This window comes from Plantactinospora endophytica, assembly GCF_016862915.1.
Taxonomy (GTDB): domain Bacteria; phylum Actinomycetota; class Actinomycetes; order Mycobacteriales; family Micromonosporaceae; genus Plantactinospora; species Plantactinospora endophytica.
Genome location: NZ_BONW01000049.1, coordinates 26,736 through 45,676, shown reverse-complemented (window position 1 = coordinate 45,676; position 18,941 = coordinate 26,736). Strand labels below are relative to the sequence as shown.

The 18,941-nt window shown below is 72.4% G+C and carries 18 protein-coding genes; 4 read left to right on the top strand and 14 right to left on the bottom strand.

Annotated elements, in window-relative coordinates:
• Positions 1-11 precede the first annotated feature (11 nt).
• Entirely contained in the window at positions 12-1,745 is a 1,734-nt protein-coding gene (locus Pen02_RS39010) for a RyR domain-containing protein (protein ID WP_203871237.1), read from the bottom strand.
• Between the two features lie 153 nt (positions 1,746-1,898).
• The gene (locus Pen02_RS39005; protein ID WP_203871236.1) at positions 1,899-3,416 is read right to left on the bottom strand and encodes an aminopeptidase P family protein; all 1,518 of its coding nucleotides are present in this window, start codon (positions 3,414-3,416) and stop codon (positions 1,899-1,901) included.
• 217 nt (positions 3,417-3,633) lie between these two features.
• Here Pen02_RS39005 and asnB point away from each other — a divergent pair, with 217 nt between their 5' ends.
• Complete coding sequence (gene asnB, locus Pen02_RS39000) at positions 3,634-5,592, top strand: asparagine synthase (glutamine-hydrolyzing) (protein WP_203871235.1); 1,959 nt, start codon at positions 3,634-3,636, stop codon at positions 5,590-5,592.
• A gap of 76 nt (positions 5,593-5,668) precedes the next feature.
• On the opposite strand, the gene Pen02_RS38995 is transcribed toward asnB, so the two are convergent.
• Positions 5,669-6,766: a lytic polysaccharide monooxygenase gene (locus Pen02_RS38995; RefSeq protein WP_372445758.1), complete on the bottom strand. Its 1,098-nt coding sequence runs from the start codon at positions 6,764-6,766 to the stop codon at positions 5,669-5,671.
• A 403-nt stretch (positions 6,767-7,169) separates the two neighbouring features.
• On the bottom strand, positions 7,170-7,544 hold the full coding sequence (locus Pen02_RS38990; RefSeq protein ID WP_203871234.1) for a nuclear transport factor 2 family protein: 375 nt from the start codon (positions 7,542-7,544) through the stop codon (positions 7,170-7,172).
• A gap of 117 nt (positions 7,545-7,661) precedes the next feature.
• Between Pen02_RS38990 and Pen02_RS38985 the strand changes: the two genes are divergently transcribed.
• A complete protein-coding gene (locus Pen02_RS38985; protein ID WP_203871233.1) occupies positions 7,662-8,600 on the top strand; it encodes a carbohydrate kinase family protein in 939 nt (312 codons plus the stop codon).
• A gap of 57 nt (positions 8,601-8,657) precedes the next feature.
• Here Pen02_RS38985 and Pen02_RS38980 read toward each other — a convergent pair whose 3' ends face one another.
• The 4 genes from Pen02_RS38980 to Pen02_RS38965 all read right to left on the bottom strand — a co-directional run bounded on the left by Pen02_RS38980 (position 8,658) and on the right by Pen02_RS38965 (position 10,954).
• Positions 8,658-9,161, bottom strand: a complete 504-nt coding sequence (locus Pen02_RS38980; RefSeq protein WP_239141978.1) for an ATP-binding protein — start codon at positions 9,159-9,161, stop codon at positions 8,658-8,660.
• Between the two features lie 53 nt (positions 9,162-9,214).
• Positions 9,215-10,045, bottom strand: coding sequence for an MBL fold metallo-hydrolase (locus Pen02_RS38975; protein WP_203871303.1), 831 nt, complete (start codon positions 10,043-10,045; stop codon positions 9,215-9,217).
• A gap of 8 nt (positions 10,046-10,053) precedes the next feature.
• On the bottom strand, positions 10,054-10,425 hold the full coding sequence (locus tag Pen02_RS38970; protein ID WP_203871302.1) for a thioesterase family protein: 372 nt from the start codon (positions 10,423-10,425) through the stop codon (positions 10,054-10,056).
• A 283-nt stretch (positions 10,426-10,708) separates the two neighbouring features.
• Positions 10,709-10,954 carry a GntR family transcriptional regulator gene (locus Pen02_RS38965; protein ID WP_203871232.1) on the bottom strand — a complete coding sequence of 82 codons (246 nt, stop codon included), beginning with the start codon at positions 10,952-10,954 and terminating at the stop codon, positions 10,709-10,711.
• Between the two features lie 103 nt (positions 10,955-11,057).
• On the opposite strand from Pen02_RS38965, the gene Pen02_RS38960 reads away from it, so the two are divergent.
• On the top strand, positions 11,058-11,465 hold the full coding sequence (locus tag Pen02_RS38960) for a hypothetical protein (RefSeq protein ID WP_203871231.1): 408 nt from the start codon (positions 11,058-11,060) through the stop codon (positions 11,463-11,465).
• A 284-nt stretch (positions 11,466-11,749) separates the two neighbouring features.
• On the opposite strand, the gene Pen02_RS38955 is transcribed toward Pen02_RS38960, so the two are convergent.
• Genes Pen02_RS38955 through Pen02_RS38945 form a run of 3 tightly spaced genes read right to left on the bottom strand, consistent with a single transcriptional unit; the run spans position 11,750 to position 15,310 of the window.
• Complete coding sequence (locus Pen02_RS38955) at positions 11,750-14,041, bottom strand: FtsX-like permease family protein (RefSeq protein WP_203871230.1); 2,292 nt, start codon at positions 14,039-14,041, stop codon at positions 11,750-11,752.
• Positions 14,042-14,081: 40 nt separating this feature from the next.
• The gene (locus Pen02_RS38950) at positions 14,082-14,759 is read right to left on the bottom strand and encodes an ABC transporter ATP-binding protein (RefSeq protein WP_203871229.1); all 678 of its coding nucleotides are present in this window, start codon (positions 14,757-14,759) and stop codon (positions 14,082-14,084) included.
• The gene (locus tag Pen02_RS38945; RefSeq protein ID WP_203871228.1) at positions 14,756-15,310 is read right to left on the bottom strand and encodes a PadR family transcriptional regulator; all 555 of its coding nucleotides are present in this window, start codon (positions 15,308-15,310) and stop codon (positions 14,756-14,758) included. Before Pen02_RS38945 ends, Pen02_RS38950 begins: the two co-directional genes overlap by 4 nt.
• 135 nt (positions 15,311-15,445) lie before the next feature.
• Between Pen02_RS38945 and Pen02_RS38940 the strand changes: the two genes are divergently transcribed.
• Positions 15,446-16,528, top strand: a complete 1,083-nt coding sequence (locus Pen02_RS38940) for a phosphatase PAP2 family protein (protein WP_203871227.1) — start codon at positions 15,446-15,448, stop codon at positions 16,526-16,528.
• Here the strand turns inward: Pen02_RS38940 and Pen02_RS38935 are convergent.
• Genes Pen02_RS38935 through Pen02_RS38925 form a run of 3 tightly spaced genes read right to left on the bottom strand, consistent with a single transcriptional unit; the run spans position 16,512 to position 18,723 of the window.
• On the bottom strand, positions 16,512-17,906 hold the full coding sequence (locus Pen02_RS38935) for a PH domain-containing protein (protein WP_203871226.1): 1,395 nt from the start codon (positions 17,904-17,906) through the stop codon (positions 16,512-16,514). The two genes, Pen02_RS38940 and Pen02_RS38935, sit on opposite strands and share 17 nt — an antisense overlap.
• Positions 17,903-18,472 carry a PH domain-containing protein gene (locus Pen02_RS38930; protein ID WP_203871225.1) on the bottom strand — a complete coding sequence of 190 codons (570 nt, stop codon included), beginning with the start codon at positions 18,470-18,472 and terminating at the stop codon, positions 17,903-17,905. Before Pen02_RS38930 ends, Pen02_RS38935 begins: the two co-directional genes overlap by 4 nt.
• A complete protein-coding gene (locus tag Pen02_RS38925) occupies positions 18,469-18,723 on the bottom strand; it encodes a hypothetical protein (protein WP_239141977.1) in 255 nt (84 codons plus the stop codon). Before Pen02_RS38925 ends, Pen02_RS38930 begins: the two co-directional genes overlap by 4 nt.
• Positions 18,724-18,941 lie beyond the last annotated feature (218 nt).

Here is an 18,941-nt window from a genome sequence, read left to right as displayed (position 1 = left end):
TCCGTTCGTGGTTACGCGTGCCCGACGCGGACGATCCGAAAGCCCGCGTCGGCCAGGATGACCGGCAGTTCCCGGACCGCCTCGTGGTTACGCACCCGGAGATCTTCCCGTAGATCCTCCCAGGGGCTCAACGCCGGATGAAGTCGGCGCTCGTCGTCGCGGTGTGGCGCGTACCGCCACCCGCTCGCCTCCTGCTCCGCCAGCCAGCGCTGGTGTTCCAGGATGGCCAGCCGTTCGAACTCCGGCTCCTCCAGGGCGTGCTCGTCGCCGGGCCCGACCCGGGGCGACAGGGCACAGCCCAGCTCACGCAGCTTCCGGCCGATGTCCTTGGCCTGCGCCCGGTTGGCCCGGCGCAGCGACTCCGGCAACTCCTCCCAGGGCACCAGCGCGGCGTTGCTGCCGGGCCGGTCACCGTGCCGGCGCCGGGCCACCACGTAGCTCTCGTGGATCACCCGGGCCAGCCGTTCCACCAGGTCGTCCCCGATCAGCGCCGGGTCGCAGGCGGCGTGCACCACGCCGTAGAGGCGGAGCGCGCCGGAGAGGTCGTCGAGGACGCCGAGGCCGTACCCGCTGCCGAACGCCTCCCGCAGGTTCGCCAGCCGGTCCAGCCGGACCACCATCGAGCCGGGGCCGCCGTGCCAGAGCTGCTCGGCGGTGAGCGCGGTCTTCAGCGCCCGCTCCTCGTCGTCGTAGCAGATGAAGACCCGGTCCGGGGGCAGCGGAAACCCGGCCCGGGGCAGGTGGCCCAGCATGTCGCCGAGCCCGCCGTCGAGCGGGATGATCCGGCAGACCCGGGACAGGAACGGGTACCGGTGGGTGAGCTGCGCCGCCGCCTCGGTCGCCGCCTCGTCGACCAGGACCAGCGGTACCAGCCGGGCGCCGTGCGGATCGCGGACCCGCCACCGCCGGGCCAGCTCGACCAGCACGGCCCGGCCGAACGCGGTGGCGCCGAGCACCACCACCCGGGGCGGCCGGCCGTCCACCGCGATCAGCGGGTCCTCGGCGAACAGCTTCCGGGCGGCCAGGTCGTCGATGTTGAAGAAGTCCAGCCGGGCGCCGGGGTTCCGGGCCAGTCCCAGGTGCCGGGCCTGGAGCGCCAGGCACAGCTCGGGGTCGGCGACCTGGGCGTAGACGGCCAGCGGGGACCGGCCGTGCCGGGCCGCCGCCAGCCCGATCGCGGCGTTGGTCGCGCTGTCGTCGGTGCAGGCGTAGACGGCCCTGGCCCGGCCGATGCCGGCGCCTCGCAGCACGCTCGGATCCCGGGCGGCCCGAGCCACCTGGCCGGAGCCGGACGGGGTCATGAGGTCGGAGCGGACCGCCACCACCCGGTGCCCGGCCGACTGGAGCCGGCGGGTCAGGGTGTCCGCGACCAGGCCGTCGCCGCAGACGATGACGTGCCCCCGGGCGTTGCGGTCCCGCAGCCGGCGCAGCTCGGTGGCGAAGAGCAGCCGGCACGCCTCCACCACGGCGTACGCGGTGACGGCCGGTGCGGCGAACCGGGCGAAGTCCAGCAGCGGAGGAAACGGCCCGCCGTCGTCCAGCGGCGGCGCGCCGAGCACGAAGAGCTGAAGGTCGTAGTAGATCAGGTCGAACGGGTTGTTGCCGTAGCCGCCGATCCGACCGATGTGCTGGGAGAGCCCGATGTAGCCGCAGACGAAGGCGACCACCCCGGCGAGCGCGAAGACCAGCCTGAGCACACTCTTGGTCGGTGCGCGAGGCGGCTCGCCGAGGAAGTTTCCGGGCACCACACCTCTCCTGCTGTCCGGTGCGACGACGCAGCGCCATCGTACCGTCGCGATCTGCCGACAGCGAACGTGAACGATCGACGGCCTTGCACGCCGGGCGTCGCCGCCGGTCGGGACGGTGCCCGGACTGACGGCGACGCCGGCTCGGTCAGCTCAGCCCGGCAGCCGGAACCCGGCGGCGCGCTGGGCGTCCAGCCACGCCTCCACCTCGTCGGAGCGCCGGGGCAGCCCGGCCGACAGGTTGACCGCGCCGTCCGCCGTCACCAGTACGTCGTCCTCGATGCGTACGCCGATTCCGCGCAGCTCCTCCGGCACCAGCTCGTCCTCCGGCTGGAAGTAGAGCCCCGGCTCGACGGTGAGCACGTAGCCCTCGCCGAGAGTGCCCTCCCGGTAGCTCTCCTTGCGGGCGTTGGCGCAGTCGTGCACGTCGAGCCCGAGCATGTGGCCGAAGCCGTGCAGCGTCCACCGGCGGTAGACCATCGACTTCTCGTCCATCGCCTCGTCCACGCTCACCGGCAGCAGTCCCAGGTCGGCGAGGCCCTCGGCGAGTACCCGCATGCAGGTGCGGTGCACGTCCTTGAACGACACCCCGGGGCGGATGAAGTCGATGCCGGCCTGCTGCGAGGCGTACACGATGTCGTAGACCTGGCGTTGCAGCGGGCTGAAGGTGCCGGCGACCGGCAACACCCGGGTCACGTCGGCGGTGTAGAGGTTGCGCCCCTCCACGCCCATGTCCATCAGCAGCAGCTCACCCGGGCGGGTGATGCCGTTGTTGTGGATCCAGTGCAGGATCGTGGCGTGCTCGCCGGAGCCGACGATCGAGTTGTAGCCCACGTCGTAGCCGTCGTGCCGGGCCCGCAGCCCGAAGACCCCCTCCAGCAGCCGTTCGCTCACCGGCCGGTCGGCCGGCAGCACCCGGGCGACGTCCTCGAAGCCGCGTACGGTGGCGTCGATCGCGTCCTGGAGCTGGGCGATCTCCCACTCGTCCTTGACCAGCTTCTGCTCGGACAGCAGTGCGGCCAGCTCCCGGTCCCGGCCGAGCCGGGGCGCCGAGCCCTCCGCGTTCGGAGCCTTCGTCGGCTCGTACGCCCGCACCGCGCCGTCGACCGACGGGTCCAGCCCGCGCAGCACCCGGGTCCGCCCCGGGGCGCAGTCGGCCAGCGCCGCCGGCAGATCCTCCAGCGGAGCGGTCTCGATGCCCAGCTCGACGGACTTCTCGGAGAGGGTGTGCCGGCGACCGACCCACAGCTCGCCGTCCCGGCTGCGGAAGAACTCGTCGGTCTCCCGGGACGACCGGGGCCGCATGTAGAGCACCGCGTCGTGGCCGGAGCCGTTCGGGCGCATCACCAGCACGCTGTCCGGATCGTGGTCACCGGTCAGGTAGACGAAGTCGCTGCCGGGACGGAACCGGTAGGCGGTGTCGTTGGCGCGTACCCGCTCCGGGCCGGTCGGGACCACCAGGGTCTCGCCGGGCAGGGCGGCGGAGAGCGCGGCCCGGCGCTTGGCGTGGTTGGGTACCTCCGGCCGGGGGCCGACCGGCAGGGTGCTGTCCCGCCAGCCCTGCCGCATGAACTCGAGGAACCTCTCCGGAAAGTCCGGGTCGTGTGACTCGGTCCGGGGTCCGCCCACCTCGGCCGGCTCCGCCGTGATGTCGGTGCGTTCGTCTGACATCGCCGCTCCTCCCTCGTCCGGCCCGGTCCTCGCGAGGTTCGATCTCCGACGCGGGCGGGAGATCGATCCGATCGTCCCGGCCGGCTGGCGATCCGGTCCCTCGTCCGGCTGACCTGATCTGCGCTTCTGGCGTGCCACGACGGTACCGTGCCGGAACCGGTCGGTCTCGGTGGCGGTGCCGGCACAGCGGGCCGGTCCGCGTGGAAAGATGACCGCCATGTGCGGACTCCTGGCCTTCTTCAGCGCGCACGGCAACGCCGGCGCACACCGCGACGCCCTGGCCGGTGCCCTGGAATGCCTGCACCACCGGGGACCGGACGAGACCGGCGTAGAGGTGATTTCGACCCCGGACGGGTACACCGACGCCGTTTTCGCACACAAGCGGCTGTCGATCATCGACGTGGCGCTCAGCCACGAGCCGCTGCCGTACGCGAACGGGCGCTACCTGCTGACCTTCAACGGCGAGATCTACAACTACATCGAGCTGCGCGAGGAACTGGCCCGGGACTACGGCGCCCAGTTCGCCACCGCGGGCGACGGCGAGGTGATCGTCGCCGGCTTCCACTACTGGGGCGAGCAGGTGCTGACCCGGCTGCGCGGGATGTTCGCGTTCGTGATCTGGGACCGGCAGCAGCGGCGGGCCTTCGGCGCCCGGGACTACTTCGGGATCAAGCCGCTGCACTACCTCCAGACCCGGGACGGGGTCTACCTGGCCTCGGAGAAGAAGGCGCTGCTGCCGTTCGCGCCGTCGGCGCACGCCGGTGACGCCGGGGTGGACACCGCCAACCTCTCGCACTACCTGACGTTGCAGTACGTGCCGGAGCCCGGCACCCTGCACCAGGGGATCAACCGGATCGGCTCCGGGGAGTACTTCACCTGGAGCCCGGGGCGGCAGATCGAGGTGCGCCGCTGGTATAGGCCGGTGTTCCGGCCCGCCCCGGTGCAGGAGCCGCAGAAGCTCTACGACCGAATCCGGGAGACGCTGCGGGAGAGCGTACGGATGCACATGCGGGCCGACGTGCCGGTGGGCTGCTTCCTGTCCAGCGGCATCGACTCGACCGCCGTGGTGGCGCTGGCCCGGGAGTTCAACCCGAACATCCTCACCTTCACCGTCGGGTACGACGTGCCCGGCTACTCCGAGATCGAGGTGGCCCAGGACTCGGCCCGGCACCTCGGGGTGACCACCATCCCGACCAAGATCGGTCCCCGGGACATGATGGAGGCGCTGCCGAAGATCGTCTGGCATCTCGACGACCCGGTCGCCGACCCGGCCCTGGTGCCGCTCTACTTCGTCGCCAAGAAGGCCGCCGAGCACGTCACGGTGGTGCTCTCCGGCGAGGGCGCGGACGAGTTCTTCGGCGGGTACACGATTTACCGGGAGCCGCTCTCGCTCGGCTCGGTGAACGGGCTGCCCGGCGGGGTGCAGAAGGGCCTACGCGCGGTCTCCAAGGCGATCCCGCAGGGGGTCAAGGGCAAGAGCTTCCTGGAGCGCGGCACCACCCCGATCGAGCAGCGCTACTACGGCAACGCCCGGATGTTCACCGAGGAGGAGAAGCAGCACCTGCTGCGCCGGTACGACCCGGCGGTGCGCTACACCGACGTCACCGCGCCGATCTACGCCGAGTGCACCGAGCTGGACGACGTGACCAAGATGCAGTACGTCGACCTCTACACCTGGCTGCGCGGCGACATCCTGGTCAAGGCGGACCGGATCTCGATGGCGCACTCGCTGGAGGTGCGGGTGCCGTTCCTCGACCGGGAGGTCTTCGACGTCGCGGCCGGCATCCCGGTGGAGCTGAAACTGCCGCCCCGCTCCGACGCGACGAAGTACGCGATGCGGCAGGCGTTGCAGGGCGTGGTGCCGCCGGCCATCGTCAACCGGCGCAAGCTGGGCTTCCCGACCCCGACCCGGGTCTGGCTGGCCGGCGAGATGTACGACTGGGCCCGGCACATCTTCTCCATCTCCGGCGCCGGTGAGCTGCTCGACCTGTCGTACGCGATGCGGCTGCTCGACGAGCACCGGCGGGGCGAGGCCGACCACTCCCGCAAGATCTGGACCGTGCTGATCTTCTGCGTCTGGCACGCGATCTTCGTTGCCCGCACCCTCGACCCCGGCATCCAGCGCAACCAGTCGGCGCTGCTGACCAAGCCGGTGGTCGGCTCGATGGTGCGCTGACCTCGGGAAACCTCCTGCACGCAGCGAACGGGCCCGGTGCCGCCGGCACCGGGCCCGTCGCGTTTTGCGGTGGTGCCTACGGGCTGGTGCAGGTCAGCGTCGGTGTGCCGCTGGTGTTGCCGCTGCCGACGAAACCGAAGGTGGCAGACGCACCCGGGGCGAGACTGCCGTTGTGCGAGACGTTCCGGACGGTCACCGTACTCCCGCTCTGGCTGTGCGTGCCGTTCCACAGGCTGCCGATGGTCTCGCCGTTCGCCCAGGTCCAGCGGGCGGTCCAGCCGCTGATCGCGGCGGTACCGCTGTTCCGGACCGTCACCTCGGCCTGGAAGCCGCCGCTCCAGCTACCGGTCGACCGGTACGCCGCGGTGCAGGCGCCGGTACCCGGGTTGCTGGTCGGCGGGTTGGTCGGGTTGCTCGTGGGCGGGTTGGTGGGGTTGTTGGTGGGCGGGTTGGTCGGGTTGCCACTGCCCGAGCCGACCCCGGTCACCTCGCCGTTGCCGCCGTCGAAGACCACGTCGGAGCAGCCGAAGAAGTTCTCGGCACTGTCCGAGCGGACCCAGCGGGAGTAGATGATGTGCCGGCCGCTCTTGCCGGTCGGCAGTCGCCCGCTGAAGTAGTAGTGGCCCTCGTTGCTGCCCACCGAGCCCTGCTGGGGCGGGTTGGTCACCGTCAGGAACGGCGTCGACTCCAGGTTGCTCCAGGTCAGCGCGCTGGTCGGGCTGAACCCGTCCCGGGTCACGTAGAAGTAGAACGTGCCGGGGTGGTGGGCCCAGTTGCTGTACTTGAAGTTGAAGTTGCCGCCGGCGGTCAGGTGGGTCAGCGGCCAGTCGTTGCGGGCCAGGTTGTAGCCGCTGAAGCTGCTGTTGCCGCCGCTGCACAACTGCCCGTCCGGGACGAAGCCGGTGGTCCGGCCGGCCGCGTCGGAGCGCAGCACGCTGAACCAGTTGTAGAGCGAGTTGGCTCCGCTCTGCGCGACCGCGGCCGCGCAGGCCGGGTTGTTCGGCCTGATGTCGCCCTGCGGGCTGAGCCCGTCCTTCCAGCAGAGGAAGGTACGGCTGCCCGGCGCCATGGCGGCACCGTGCGCGACGACCGGAGTGGGATTGACCACCGTGATCACACCGGCGGTGAGCGCGGCCACGGCGCCGAGCACCGCGATCCTGCGTAGACGTTTCACCGAGTTTCTCCTTCTGGGGGCAGTGTCGCAGCTGGTAACCGACGCTGCGGACGATCTGCGGGGGACCCGCGACACGGCGGGCGCCCGCTTCCGACACTGGTTGCGGTATCGCCGGTCTGCCCCGCCAGAGGTGGTGGGCTGGTGTCCTGCCGGACGGCAGACGGGCGGCACGGCGCACAGTCCGATCACGGATGTGTGCCCTTCGCGTGGCCCCTTGCCGGCACCCGGCACAGCGCGTCAGCCCCCGCACTGGCTCGGTACGGGCAATCGCATCACGGAACCTGCCCGTGAGGCAATAGGAAACCCTCGATGAAATGTTTCCGGTCGGATCGACGGGTGTCGGGGTCGGACGTCCGGCCGACCCCGACTCGACCGGCTGTTCGGTGAGGCTTGCCGAGCGTGCTCAGTACCGCTCGGTCAGGTGCTCCCGGCCGGTCGGCGGGTCGTACGGCTCCGGCCAGAACTCGGTGATCCGGACGACCGGCCCGGTGTCGCCGAACTCGAAGAAGGAGAGCGCCGGCAACTCCTTGCCCTCGTAGCCGACCCGGATCCAGGACGCCGCGTGCGCGCCCTCGGCCACCACCCGCTCGACCGTCACGTGCCAGTCGCCCGGATATTCGATGTTGAACCGGAGGAACGCGTCGCGGCCGAGGATCCGCTCCCGGGTCTGCGGCAGGTCGTAGACCACGTCGTCGGCGAGCAGTCGGCCGACGCGCTTCCAGTCCCGTGCCTCGCAGGCGGCCCAGTACTCCGAAACGGTCTCGTGCCTGTTCGTCATGGCACCGCAGTCTGCCCGGTGGGTACGACGGAACCGGCGGTGTGCCAGGGTTCAGGGGTTACGGAGAACCGACCGGCTCGGCCGGTACGGGCGGCGGTGCGGGTCGGGAGGGACCGAATGGGATATGCGGTGGTGCTCGGCGAGGCTCTCGTCGACCTGCTCGACGGCAAGTACGACGGGCAGCCCGTCTACCGGCAGGCGATCGGCGGCGCGCCGCTGAACGTGGCCGTCGGAGCGGCCCGGCTCGGCGCCGAGGTGGAGTTCGCCGGCTCGCTCGGCGACGACGTACTCGCCGACCGGATCGCCGACTTCCTGACCGGCGCCGGGGTGGGCCGGCGGGGCACGGTGGTCCGGCCCGTACCGACCGCGCTGGCGGTGGCCACCTTCGCCGGGGCGGAACCGGACTTCCGGTTCTACGGCGAGCCGCTCTCCTATGGGCTGCTCGGGCCGGACGATCTCGACGTACCCCTGGTCGAGGGCGCCTCGGTGCTCTACGCCGGCTCGATCGTGCTGCTCTGCCCGCCGGTGCTGGCCGCCGCCCGTCGGGCCTGGACGCTCGCCACCGGCCTGCGGGTCTTCGACCCGAACGTCCGGCCCCGGCTGCTGCCGGACCTGGCTGCGGTGGCCGGGCTACGGGAGGTGGTGGCCGAGTTCGTCGCCACCGCCGACCTGGTCAAGCTGAGCCTGGTCGACGCGGAGGTGCTCTACGGCGACAACGACCCCGAGGCCGCCGCCGGCCGCCTGCACGACCTCGGCGCCAGCACCGTCGTGGTCACCCTCGGCTCGCGCGGCGCGCTGGTCTCGACCGCCGCCGACCCCGCTCCGGTACGCCTGCCGGCGCCGGTCGTGCGGGCCGTCGACGCCACCGGAGCCGGCGACTCGGTGATGGCGGCCCTGATCGCCGACCTGCTCGCCGACGGGCTGCCGGCCGATCTGGCCGGCTGGTCCGACCGGGTCGGCTACGCGCTCCGGGTCGCCGGGCTGGTCTGCGAGTCGCCCGGCGGCGCGGTCTCGATGCCGACCCGGGCGGAGGTCGCCGCCCGCTTTCCCGACTGAGAGAGGCGATTCGGGTACGTGGGCAGGACGACGAGCGAACCCCGGACGGAGTGTCCGCTAGGACGTCGTCACCGGGTGCGACGCGATCGCGACCAAATCGGCGACGACCTCGTCGAGTGGTCGGCTGGCATCCAACTCGTGCGTGCAACCCGCTCTGAGCAAGGGTTCGACCTCGGCCAGGTCAGCCAAGATCATCTGCCGTTCCAACGGCGTCTTCCCGTAGTCGTTCGTCGTTCTGCGGTCGACCCGGTCGAGGATTACGTCAGCAGGGGCGCTGAGCAGGACGACCGCGTCGAAACGGCCGTAGAACCCCGACTGGTTCCGCACGCACCCCTGGACGAAGAGTGAGCGACCGTCATCGGAGTCCAGCAGCCCGGTGATCCTCTCCTCGACCCAGAGCCACTCCCCGCGGTGCACCTCGTCAACGGGCTCGACGTACTCGCGATACTCGCGCCAGCCCGGATCGTCGGTGTCCACGACGCGATAACCGAGTCGGCCGAGTTCGGTGAGCGCCGACGACTTGCCCGTTCCCGACATGCCGGTCACCAGGATCTTCGACATGGGACAACGCTACCGACCCGACCACACCCCACCCCGTCGGGTCGTCCTGGTCGCTAGGCGTCGCCGCGCAGTTCGGCGTACCCGCGCTGGACGGCGGCGAGGCCGGCCTCCGGGCCGAACGGGGTGCGCTGGGCGACCCGCTCGGCGGGGGCCCGGTCGGCGTCCCCGTTGCGGATCAGCCAGCTCATCGTGGCCAGGTCGTCGTGCTGGACCCGGACGAACTCGGTGTCGACCACCGTGCCGTGGCCGGGGACGACCACCGTGCCCGGGGTGAGGCAGCGCAGCAGTTCGGCGACCGTCTCCACCCACTCCAGCGGGAACGCGTCCTCGAAGGCCGGCGGGCCGCTCTGCTCGATCAGGTCACCGGCGACCAGTACGTCGGCGTCCGGCACCTGCACCACCAGGTCGCCCTCGGTGTGCCCCCGGCCGAGGTGGCGCAGCAGTACCGCCCGGCCGCCGACGTCGAGGCTGGCCTCCTGGCGTACCGGATGGGTGGGGGCGAGGACCGTGGTCCGGGCCAGCTCGGCGGCGAGCCCGGGATCGGCCGGCAACACCTCGTCGTACGCCTGCCGGCGCACCAGTGCGGGCTGTTCACGGAGCAGCCGGGCGGTCTCCTCGTGCGCGTAGATCGCGACCGGGCCGGCGGCGGCCAGTGCCGCGTTGCCGAAGCAGTGGTCGAAATGGTGGTGCGTGTTGACCACGACCAGCGGGTCGGTGGTGAGCCCCCGGACGGCGGCGAGCAGTTCGGCGGCCTGGCCGGCGGTGGAGAGGGTGTCCACCACCAGTGCACCGCCGTCGCCGACCACCAGGGTCACGTTGACGTCGAGCAGCGGCTGGCGCAGCACGTACACCCGGTCGGCGATCTCGGTGAAGGCGACGCCCACGGTGGCGGTCATGCCGGGCCCTGCTGCGCCCGCTCGACGAAGCGGTGCCGGTCCACCAGTACCCGTTCGACCCGGCCCTCGGCCACCGTCGTCGCGCCCTCGGTGACGGCCACCTCGAAGAGCAGCCGCCGCCCGTCGACCTTGGCGAGCCGGGCCTGCGCCACGGCGGTCCGGCCGACCGGCGTCGGCACCCGGTGGTCGAGTTCGACCCGCATTCCGACCGTGGTCATCCCGGCCGGCAGCCGGCTCGCGGTGGCGGCGACGGTGGCCGCCTCGGCCAGCGCCAGCACCCTGGGCGTACCCAGTACCGGCACGTCGCCGGAGCCGACCGCCTGCGCGGTGTCGACGTCGGTGACGGTCAGCTCGACCCGGGCGGTCAGACCCGGCGGGAAGACGCTCTGCGGCTCGGGCGCAGCCGCGCGTGACTCGGCTGCGGCTGCGCGTGACTCGGGTGCCGCAGCGCTGACCTGCGGTTGCGTCGATTCGTCCGACGCTGACTCCGGCGCCTGTTCGGCCGGGTGTTCCTGATCCATCAGCAAAGCGTAGATGTTCGGCCGACCGCTATCGCCGACACGCGACGACACGCCGGACGGCTATCGGACAGTCCACGGCCGGCCCGCTCCAAGGCCCCGTCGAGACGGTACGTGACCAGGTGTTTCCCGGCTACCGGCCCCGGACGAAGGTGCCGCGCTGTGGCACGACGTAGACGACGTCCTGTTCGACCAGCAGGGCGATCGCCCTGCGGACCGTCGCACGGGCCAGTCCGTAGGTGCCAACGAGCTGAGCTTCCGACGGGATCGCGCGGTCCGGGTGCCAGTCGCCACGCTTGATTCGCGCGGCCAGGATCGCGGCGAGCTGCCGGTACGGCGGCACCGGCCCCGCGTGGTCGATCTCGTCGTCTGGCCCCATGCTTCGGACGCTAAGCCGTTCCCATACGATGCTTGCCGTCCATCTACGTACCTAGACGTAGGTAGACCAGTCGAGGTAAGGTTCGGGCAGGGCTCCTACCCGGGTGGCCAGCCAGGCGGTCGGGCGGGACGCCATCGAAGTCGAGGGCTGCTGCCGGTCTTGCCTCAAGTCCTCCGGCGTCCCGGTGGCAGCCCCCGGCCAGTCGACCGAGGAGGGGAATCTGTTGCTGATCCGCTCGTTCGCCAGCGATCCCGAACCGGACCCGCCGCCGACCACGGCTCAGCAGATCGAGCGGCTGAAGGAGGAGTTGGCGGCGGCACAGCAGACCCTGTTGGAGCGGCAGAGCCGGCTGGAGGAGGCCCAGCAACGGCTGGTGCTGATCTCGAAGATCGCCCGGGACAACGAGCGCTGTCGTCGTGCCCCAACCGTCTCGTGGGCGGCTGTTCGGGCCGTCCTCTATTGCGGCCGGGAGAGCCTGGCCAAGATCGGAACCGACCTGCCGGTGCTCTGAACCGACCACCCTGCATCAGGATGGTGCACAGCGGGGCCGCCCATGTCCGGTCACCTGGACACCAGATGCGCTACGACCGATCGGTTACGCCTTCGGTGTCCAGGTGAGTGCGGCCGGACCGGCGGCCGTTGTGGGTGCACAAGCGGGGCAGCTCGACAGTCTCCGAGCCGGACACCCGTCGCCGGCCGAGCCGGTGCCGGCGGCCCGCCGGTAGCAGCGACCCAGCCGGTATCCGGGGCTGAATCGCTCCCGGATACCGGCTGCCCCCGATCGCCTCGCCCGGGTCAGGGCCGGCGGAGCTGTTCGGCGGTGATCCGCTGGGTCAGCCAGGCCGGTACGGCGATCAGCACCAGCCCGACCGCGAGCGCCCCGCCGGCCAGCCACAGCGTCGGCGCGATCCGGCCGAACACCTGCGCTCGGTCGACGTCGAACAGGCCGGCCAGCACGGCCGCGATGGTGATCGTGGCCAGGCTGGCCAGGCCGAGCCCGATCACCAGCGGCAGGATGCCGAATCCGACCTCCCCGGCGGTGATGGTGCGCGGGCTGGTGCCCACCACGGCCAGCGTGGCGTTGTCGCGGCGCCGTTCGACCGTGCGGTCGATCGCGGCGGCGGCGAACGCCCCGATGCCGAGCACGAAGCTCAGGGTGAGCCCGGCGACCAGCAGCGTCACCAGCAGTTCCGCGTCGAACCCGCGCCGGGCGCCGAGGTCGCCCTGGAGGTAGCGGGTCGGCACCTGGGCGGCCACCACCTGGGCGGCCCGGTCGGCGGTGGCCCGGTCGTTCGTCACCAGATGCACCGACGAGGACGGTGGGACATCCAGCGCGGCGGTGACCGGCGCCTGCCGGGTGACCAGCAGCCGGCCACTCATGCTCACGTCGAAACGTATGCCCAGGTGCAGGATCTGCTCCGGCACCGGGATCCGGGTGCCAGACTGCGCGACCACCTCGGCGCCCGGCTCCGGCAGTGGTGCCCCGCCGAACGAAAACTGGTGCACCAGCCGGTAGGTCCGGCCGTCCACGCAGGATTCTCCGGGATCGAGCGTGAACATGCCGGTGAAGTCCGCGCAGTCGCCGACGATCAGATAGTCCCGTTCGCCGGAGACGGTCGCCGGCACGCTGACCAGGTCGACCACCTGCACGCCGGGGACCTGCCGCAGTTCGGCGGCGGGGACCGGCCCCGGGCCGAGGACCTGGTACATCCGGCGTGCGCCCGGGTCGTTGGTGGGGCTGAGGCCACGGTCGTCGGCGATCAGGCTGACGCCGAGCGAGCCCATCCCGGCGACGTAGATCATCACGGTGAAGGCGGCGACCAGCCGGGGCGCCACCCCGGGCGCGTGCCGCAGCCGGGCGGTGGCCAGTTCCAGCCAGACCGGGGTACCCGGTAGTCGGGCGACCAGCGCGGCGGCGGCGTACCCGAGGGTGGGTAGGGCGAGTGGCAGGGCCAGCCCGGTGAGCAGCATCGAGAGGGCGAAGACCAGGGCGTCCCGCTGGCTGGGTTCGTGTCGACCGGACCAGCCGGCCAGCACCGCCCCGCCGAGTCCGGCCAGCAGTGGCAGCAGTCGCCAGACGCCGGGGCGGCTGCTGGGCGCGTCCCGGCGTACGGCCAGCGGGTTGACCCGGGCCGGGCGGGTGGCGAGTACGCCGATGACGACCGCGTACGCCACGGTCACCGCGACCATGCCGACGACCAGCGGCACCGGTACGCCGAGGTCGGCGGCGTACCAGTGCAGCCGGCCGATCCGCCAGCCCTCCGACAGCGGGGCGAGGACGGCGAAGAGGGCCAGGCCGAGCAGCGCGCCGCCGAGCGTGACCACCCCGGTCTCGACCGCGTTGACCAGGGTCGCCTGCCGGGCCGAGACGCCGAGCAGTCGCAGCGCGGCGATCCGGCGGTCCCGGGTGGAGGCGGAGAGCCGGGCGCAGGTGGCCAGGAAGACGCCGAACGGCACCAGCACGAAGAGCCCGAAGGCGCCGGCCAGGATCCGGGCCGGGGTGAAGACGTCCGGTCCGGCCCCCAGCCCGAGCGCGTAGCCCAGCGGATGGCCGAAGCCGGTGACCGGCCAGTGCTCGTCGAGCATCCGGTCCTCCGGCGCCACCGGTGCGCTCGGCGCGCCGACGTAGGCCAGCAGTTCGTCCGGGGCGAGCAGGCCGGCCGGGTCGACCGTGCCGATCACCCGCTGCGGGAGTCGGCCCGCCGCGCGGGGGTCGGTGGCGAGCAGGTCGCGTAGGGCCGGTGACACCACCATCTCCCCGGGCGCGGGCAACACGGCCACCCCGGGCGGGCGCGGGCTGGTCGCGTCGCCGCCCGTCACGGCGGTACGCCGGAGCACCCGACCGCCGACCACGTCCTCGATGTCGTACACCCGCAGTGCCGACGGGTCGGCCGGCTGTTCCTGCCGTACCGGGGTACGCGCCTCGGCCCGCTCGTGCTGCGCCCCGGCGACCGAGACCACGGCCAGCGACGCCAGCACCAGCAACACCCCGAGCGCCGCCCCCGACGACATCAACGCGGTACGCAGTACCCCGCCACGCCCGGAGCCGATCGACAGCCGCAGCCCGAGCCAGATCCACCGCCTCATGACTGCACCCCCTCCGTCCGGCTCGGCCCGTGCTGTGCGTTCACGCGGCCACCCGCCCGTCGCGGAGGAAGACGGTCCGGTCCGCGTACGCCGCGACCCGCGCCTCGTGGGTGACCATCACGACCGAGCTGCCCTCCTTGCGGGCCAGTCCGGTGAGCGCGTCCAGCACCACCTCGCCGGCCACGCTGTCCAGCGCCCCGGTCGGCTCGTCGGCGAAGATCACCGACGGCTTGTGCGCCAGTGCCCGGGCGACGGCGGCGCGCTGTGCCTCGCCGCCGGAGACCTGCCCCGGGCGCCGGTCGGCCAGCTCGGCGACGGCCAGGTGCCCGAGGAGTTCGGCGCCTCGGCGCCGAGCCTCGGCCCGGGGCCGGCCGAGCAGCCGCAACGGCAGCTCCACGTTCTCCCGCAGGGACAGCTCCGGCACCAGGTCGCCGAACTGGAGCACGAAGCCGAACGAGCGGAGCCGCAGGCTGCTGCGCCGGCTGTCGGAGAGGTTGTCGATGCGCTGCGCGTCGAGGCGTACCTCGCCGTGCGCGGGGCGGAGGATGCCGGCGAGCACATGCAGCAGGGTCGACTTGCCTGAGCCGGACGGTCCCATGATCGCGACGATCTCGCCGGGGGAGATGGTCACGTCGGCGCCGTCCAGTGCGACGGTCCGGCCGAACCGGACGGCCAGGTCGCTGCCCTGGAGGGTCATCTTGCTGCCCTGGGTGGTCATCGGGACTCCTTCTCCGCGTCGTCGACGCGGGACACCAGCGCGGCCAGCCGGGCGAGCCGGGCGGCGGCGCCGTCGATCCACTTGAGGTCGGCGTCGAGGTGGTACATCTCGAAGTCGGCGTCGAGCTGCGTCAGCAGGTCGCCGGCCTGCCGCTGGGCGCGCAGCTCACGCATCCGGTCCAGGTGCGCGTGCCGCTGCCGGTCGAGCATCGGCTCGGCGGGCCGGCCGCTGGAGAGTGCGATCAGCACCTTGGCGAAGAGCACCCGGCGGCTGCTCGTCACCTCGGGCACCTCCGGCTCGTCGAGCCAGCGGTCGAGTTCGCCGACGCCCGCCTCGGTGATGGCGTAGACCCGGCGGTCCGGGCCGACCCCGCTCGCCACCCCGGTCAGGTCGATCAGCCCGTCCCGGTCGAGCCGGCCGAGGGTGGCGTAGACCTGGGCCGACTTGAGCGGGCGGCTGTTGCCGAACCACTCGTCGTAGCGGCGGCGCAGCACGTAGCCGTGCTGGGAGTGCGGTTCGAGCAAACCGAGCAGGATCCGGGAGACCGACATGGCCGGGACACTAGCAACTCGATTGCTACGCTAGCAAGCGAGTTGCTAGTTGCGTCCGATCACCATGCCTCCCGGGCCGGCGAGCCGTCGTCCCTCCCGGAGTGCGCCGTACGGCCGCCGTTAACCTGGACGGCGATGCTCGTTACCGTCACCGACACCCCGCCCGCGCCGCCGCCCGGTCCGGCCGCCCCGGACGGCCAGCGCCGCCGCCGGTTCGTCGCCATGTCGATCTGGGCGGTGGCCTTCGTCGCCGCCTGGCTGCTGATCGGCCTACCCACCGACCCGCTGTACGCCTTCGCCTGGCTCTGGGCCGCCACCATCGCCTGGCGCAGTGACCGGCCCTGGCGGACCCACCTCGGCTTCGCCCGCGACTGGCTGCCGGTGGTACTGCTGCTGGCCGCGTACAACCTCTCCCGGGGGTTCGCGGACAACGGGGCGACCCCGCACGCCATGGAGCTGATCGCCGCCGACAAGTGGATGTTCGGCTGGGCGATGGACGGCCAGGTGCCGACCATCTGGCTCCAGCAGCACCTCTACGACCCGGACGGCATCCACTGGTGGGACGTCGGGGTGAGCTGGGTCTACTTTTCACACTTCGTGGTTACCCTGACCGCCGCGGTGGTGCTCTGGCTGCGCTCCCGGTCCCAGTGGGGCGCGTTCATGCGCCGCTGGGGCTTCCTCTGCGCCAGTGGCCTGGTCACCTACTTCATCTACCCGGCCGCGCCGCCGTGGTGGGCCGCCCAGTACGGGATGTTGGAGGACGTCGCCCGGATCTCCACCCGGGGCTGGCGGGAGTTCGGCATGCACGGCGCCGGCAACCTGCTCAACGCCGGTCAGATCGCCTCCAACCCGGTCGCCGCGATGCCTTCGCTGCACACCGCCTGGGCACTCTTCGTGGTGGTCTTCTTCCTCGGCGCGACCCGGCGTCGCTGGTGGCCGCTGCTGCTCTGCTATCCGCTGGCGATGACCTTCACCCTGGTCTACGCGGGCGAGCACTACGTGATCGACGTACTGGTCGGCTGGGCGTACGTCGGGCTGACCTTCCTGGTCGTCGGCCTCGCCGAGCGCTGGTGGGCGGCGCGCAAGGCCCGCCGCCGCCCGACCGAGCCCGACACCGCCGCCGAATCCGAGAGTGCCACCGAGTCCGGCACCGCCGCCGGGACCGACGGTGCCGCCGGGCCCGAGGGTGCGGCGCGGAGCGTCAGCGCGGGCCGCTGACCCGGGCGGCCCGGGCGCGGGCGGTCAACTCCGCCGCCAGCGCCCACGCCTCGTGCAGGTCGCGGTCCCGGGCCGCCGCGCCCGGGCCGCCGGCCGTGTCCGCGTAGACGGTGGCCAGCCGCAGCCGCCGCTGCAACGGGCCCTGCACCACCCGTACGCTCTGGATCCGGGCGTACGGCACGACGAGGAGTTCCCGGGTCAGCAGCCCCGAGCGGACCGCGAAGACCCGCGCGGAGAGTCCCGCCCCGAGGGCCGTACGGGCCAGCGGGTGCACCCAGCGGGCCCGGGCCGGCGGCGGGGTGAGGGTGCCGGTGATCGCCACCCCGGGGAGTACCTCCGACATGATCATCTGCGCGGTGGCCAGGTCGCCGACCGGCAGCAGCCGGTCCGGGTGGCTGCGGTCGTCCAACTCGCCGCTGGCGAGCCCGGCGACCGACAGCCGCATCCGCAGCCAGCCCTTCATCCGCCACAGCAGCGGCCAGGTGACCCCGATCGCCTGTAGCCGGTCCAGCGGCACCGTCTGCGCGCGGGTCTCCAGCAGCCCGTGCCGGACCCGGAGCGCGGACTCGTCGCGGGCCAGCCGGAAACTCCAGTCGTCCAGCACCCGCCGGATCGGCTGCAACACCACCCCGGCCATCGCGGTCAGCGTGCTGGCGACCGCGATGAACGACCAGGAGCCCTCGGTGAAGAACTGCACCAGCACGAACGCGACGCCGAACGGCAACAGGAACGCCTGCGGCGTGAGGAGCTGACTGACCAGCAGGTCGCGGTTGGACACCGCGTGCAGGTCCCGGCCGGCCGGCGGTGCGGCGAGCCCGGGTAGCCCGGGAACGCCCGGCTGCCCCGGCACCGGCCCGCCGACCTGCCCCGGCGGTACCGGACCGGTGGCCGGCGCCGCACCGAGGGTCTCCGGCGCGGCGGCGGGTGCCCGGCCGGCCAGTGTCAGCAGGCGTTCCCGCAGCGCCACCGCGTCGGCCACCGTCACGTACGCCAGCGGCGCCTCCGTCTTGCCGCCGCCGACCACCTCGAGGCGCAGTTCCGCGAGCCCGCTGAGCTGGGCCAGCAGTGGCCGGACCACCTCCACCGACTGCAACCGCTCCAACGGGATCGCCCGGGTACGCCGCCACAGCAGCCCCTCGTGGATCCGCAGCTCCCGCCCCACCACGTGGTAGCCGGTGTTGTACCAACTGACCACCGAGAGCGCCAGCGCCCCGACCAGCAGTACCGCCACCAGCAGGGTGAAGAAGCCGAGGCCGACCCGGGACAGGGTGGACCAGGAGAGCGCGGCGACGATCACCACCAGCGACTTCGCCCCGTGCAGCAGCGGGCTCAACGGGTGCAGCCGCTGGCGTGGCTCGGCGACGTCCTCGGGAGTCACAGACCCTCCGCCCGGTCCTCGCCGAGCGCGGTGAGCCGGTCGCGCAGCCGGGACGCCTCGGCCGGACGCAGCCCGGGTACCCGGGCGTCGCTGGCCGCCGCAGCGGTGTGCAGTTGCACGGTGGCCAGGTCGAAGGCGCGTTCCAGCGGACCGGCGGTGACGTCCACGAACTGCATCCGGGCGTACGGCACGATCGACAGCCGGCGGACCAGCAGGCCGTGCCGGACGAGCAGGTCGTGGTCGCGTTCGGCGTACCCCCAGGCGCGGACGGCCCGGACGATCACCGTGAGCCGCCAGGCGGTCAGCAGCACCACCGCGCCGAGCACGACACCGAAGAACCAGTGGCCGGTGAACGCGAGGCCGAGCCCGAGACCGACGACGAGGACCAGCACCCCGATGCCGAGCCGGACGGCCTCCACCTTGACCAGGTCCGGGGAGACCGGCTGCCAGCGTACGGTTTCCGGCCACGGCTCCAGCGGATCCGTCGGCTCGACGGTGGGTTGTCCGGCCGCCGGTTCGCCGGTCGGCTCTTCGCGGTGCTCGCTGTCGCCGCCTCGCTCGCTCACGTGTCGAGCGTAGGCGATCCCCCGGCGGGTGTTACCTCGCGAAGGAACCCGCGCGCGCCGAGGAAGTCGCCGAGCGACTGCCGGTGCTCGGCACAGGCGAGCCAGGTCTTGCGCCGCTCCGGGGTGTGCAGCCGGGGGTTGTTCCAGTGCAGGGCCCAGACGGCCGACGCCCGGCAGCCCCGGGCCGAGCAGATCAGCGGTGGGTCGGCGGCCAGCGGTGCGGTGTCTGCGACTGGGGACCCGTTGCTCACGGCGGCGAGTCTACGTCGGCGGCGGTTGGACCAGGGCGCGCAGGATCGGAGCCTGCCGCCCGCGACCGGAGCCGGGGGAGAAGATCGCCGGGCGGCCACGGGGGGAGCCGCCCGGCGATTCGCTGCATATTACACAGAGAAAACCCCTCTATGTCTACCCACCCTCGACCGTTTCGCGGATTGCGCGTCTCCGCGAGCCGCAAATGCACGGCATGGAA

Coding starts and splice junctions, on each gene's coding strand:
- Pen02_RS39005 (WP_203871236.1), bottom strand. CDS start 3,416: ATGTCAGACGAACGCACCGACATCACGGCGGAGCCGGCCGAGGTGGGC.
- asnB (WP_203871235.1), top strand. CDS start 3,634: ATGTGCGGACTCCTGGCCTTCTTCAGCGCGCACGGCAACGCCGGCGCA.
- Pen02_RS38990 (WP_203871234.1), bottom strand. CDS start 7,544: ATGACGAACAGGCACGAGACCGTTTCGGAGTACTGGGCCGCCTGCGAG.
- Pen02_RS38985 (WP_203871233.1), top strand. CDS start 7,662: ATGGGATATGCGGTGGTGCTCGGCGAGGCTCTCGTCGACCTGCTCGAC.
- Pen02_RS38980 (WP_239141978.1), bottom strand. CDS start 9,161: ATGTCGAAGATCCTGGTGACCGGCATGTCGGGAACGGGCAAGTCGTCG.
- Pen02_RS38965 (WP_203871232.1), bottom strand. CDS start 10,954: ATGGGGCCAGACGACGAGATCGACCACGCGGGGCCGGTGCCGCCGTAC.
- Pen02_RS38955 (WP_203871230.1), bottom strand. CDS start 14,041: ATGAGGCGGTGGATCTGGCTCGGGCTGCGGCTGTCGATCGGCTCCGGG.
- Pen02_RS38950 (WP_203871229.1), bottom strand. CDS start 14,759: ATGACCACCCAGGGCAGCAAGATGACCCTCCAGGGCAGCGACCTGGCC.
- Pen02_RS38945 (WP_203871228.1), bottom strand. CDS start 15,310: ATGTCGGTCTCCCGGATCCTGCTCGGTTTGCTCGAACCGCACTCCCAG.
- Pen02_RS38940 (WP_203871227.1), top strand. CDS start 15,446: ATGCTCGTTACCGTCACCGACACCCCGCCCGCGCCGCCGCCCGGTCCG.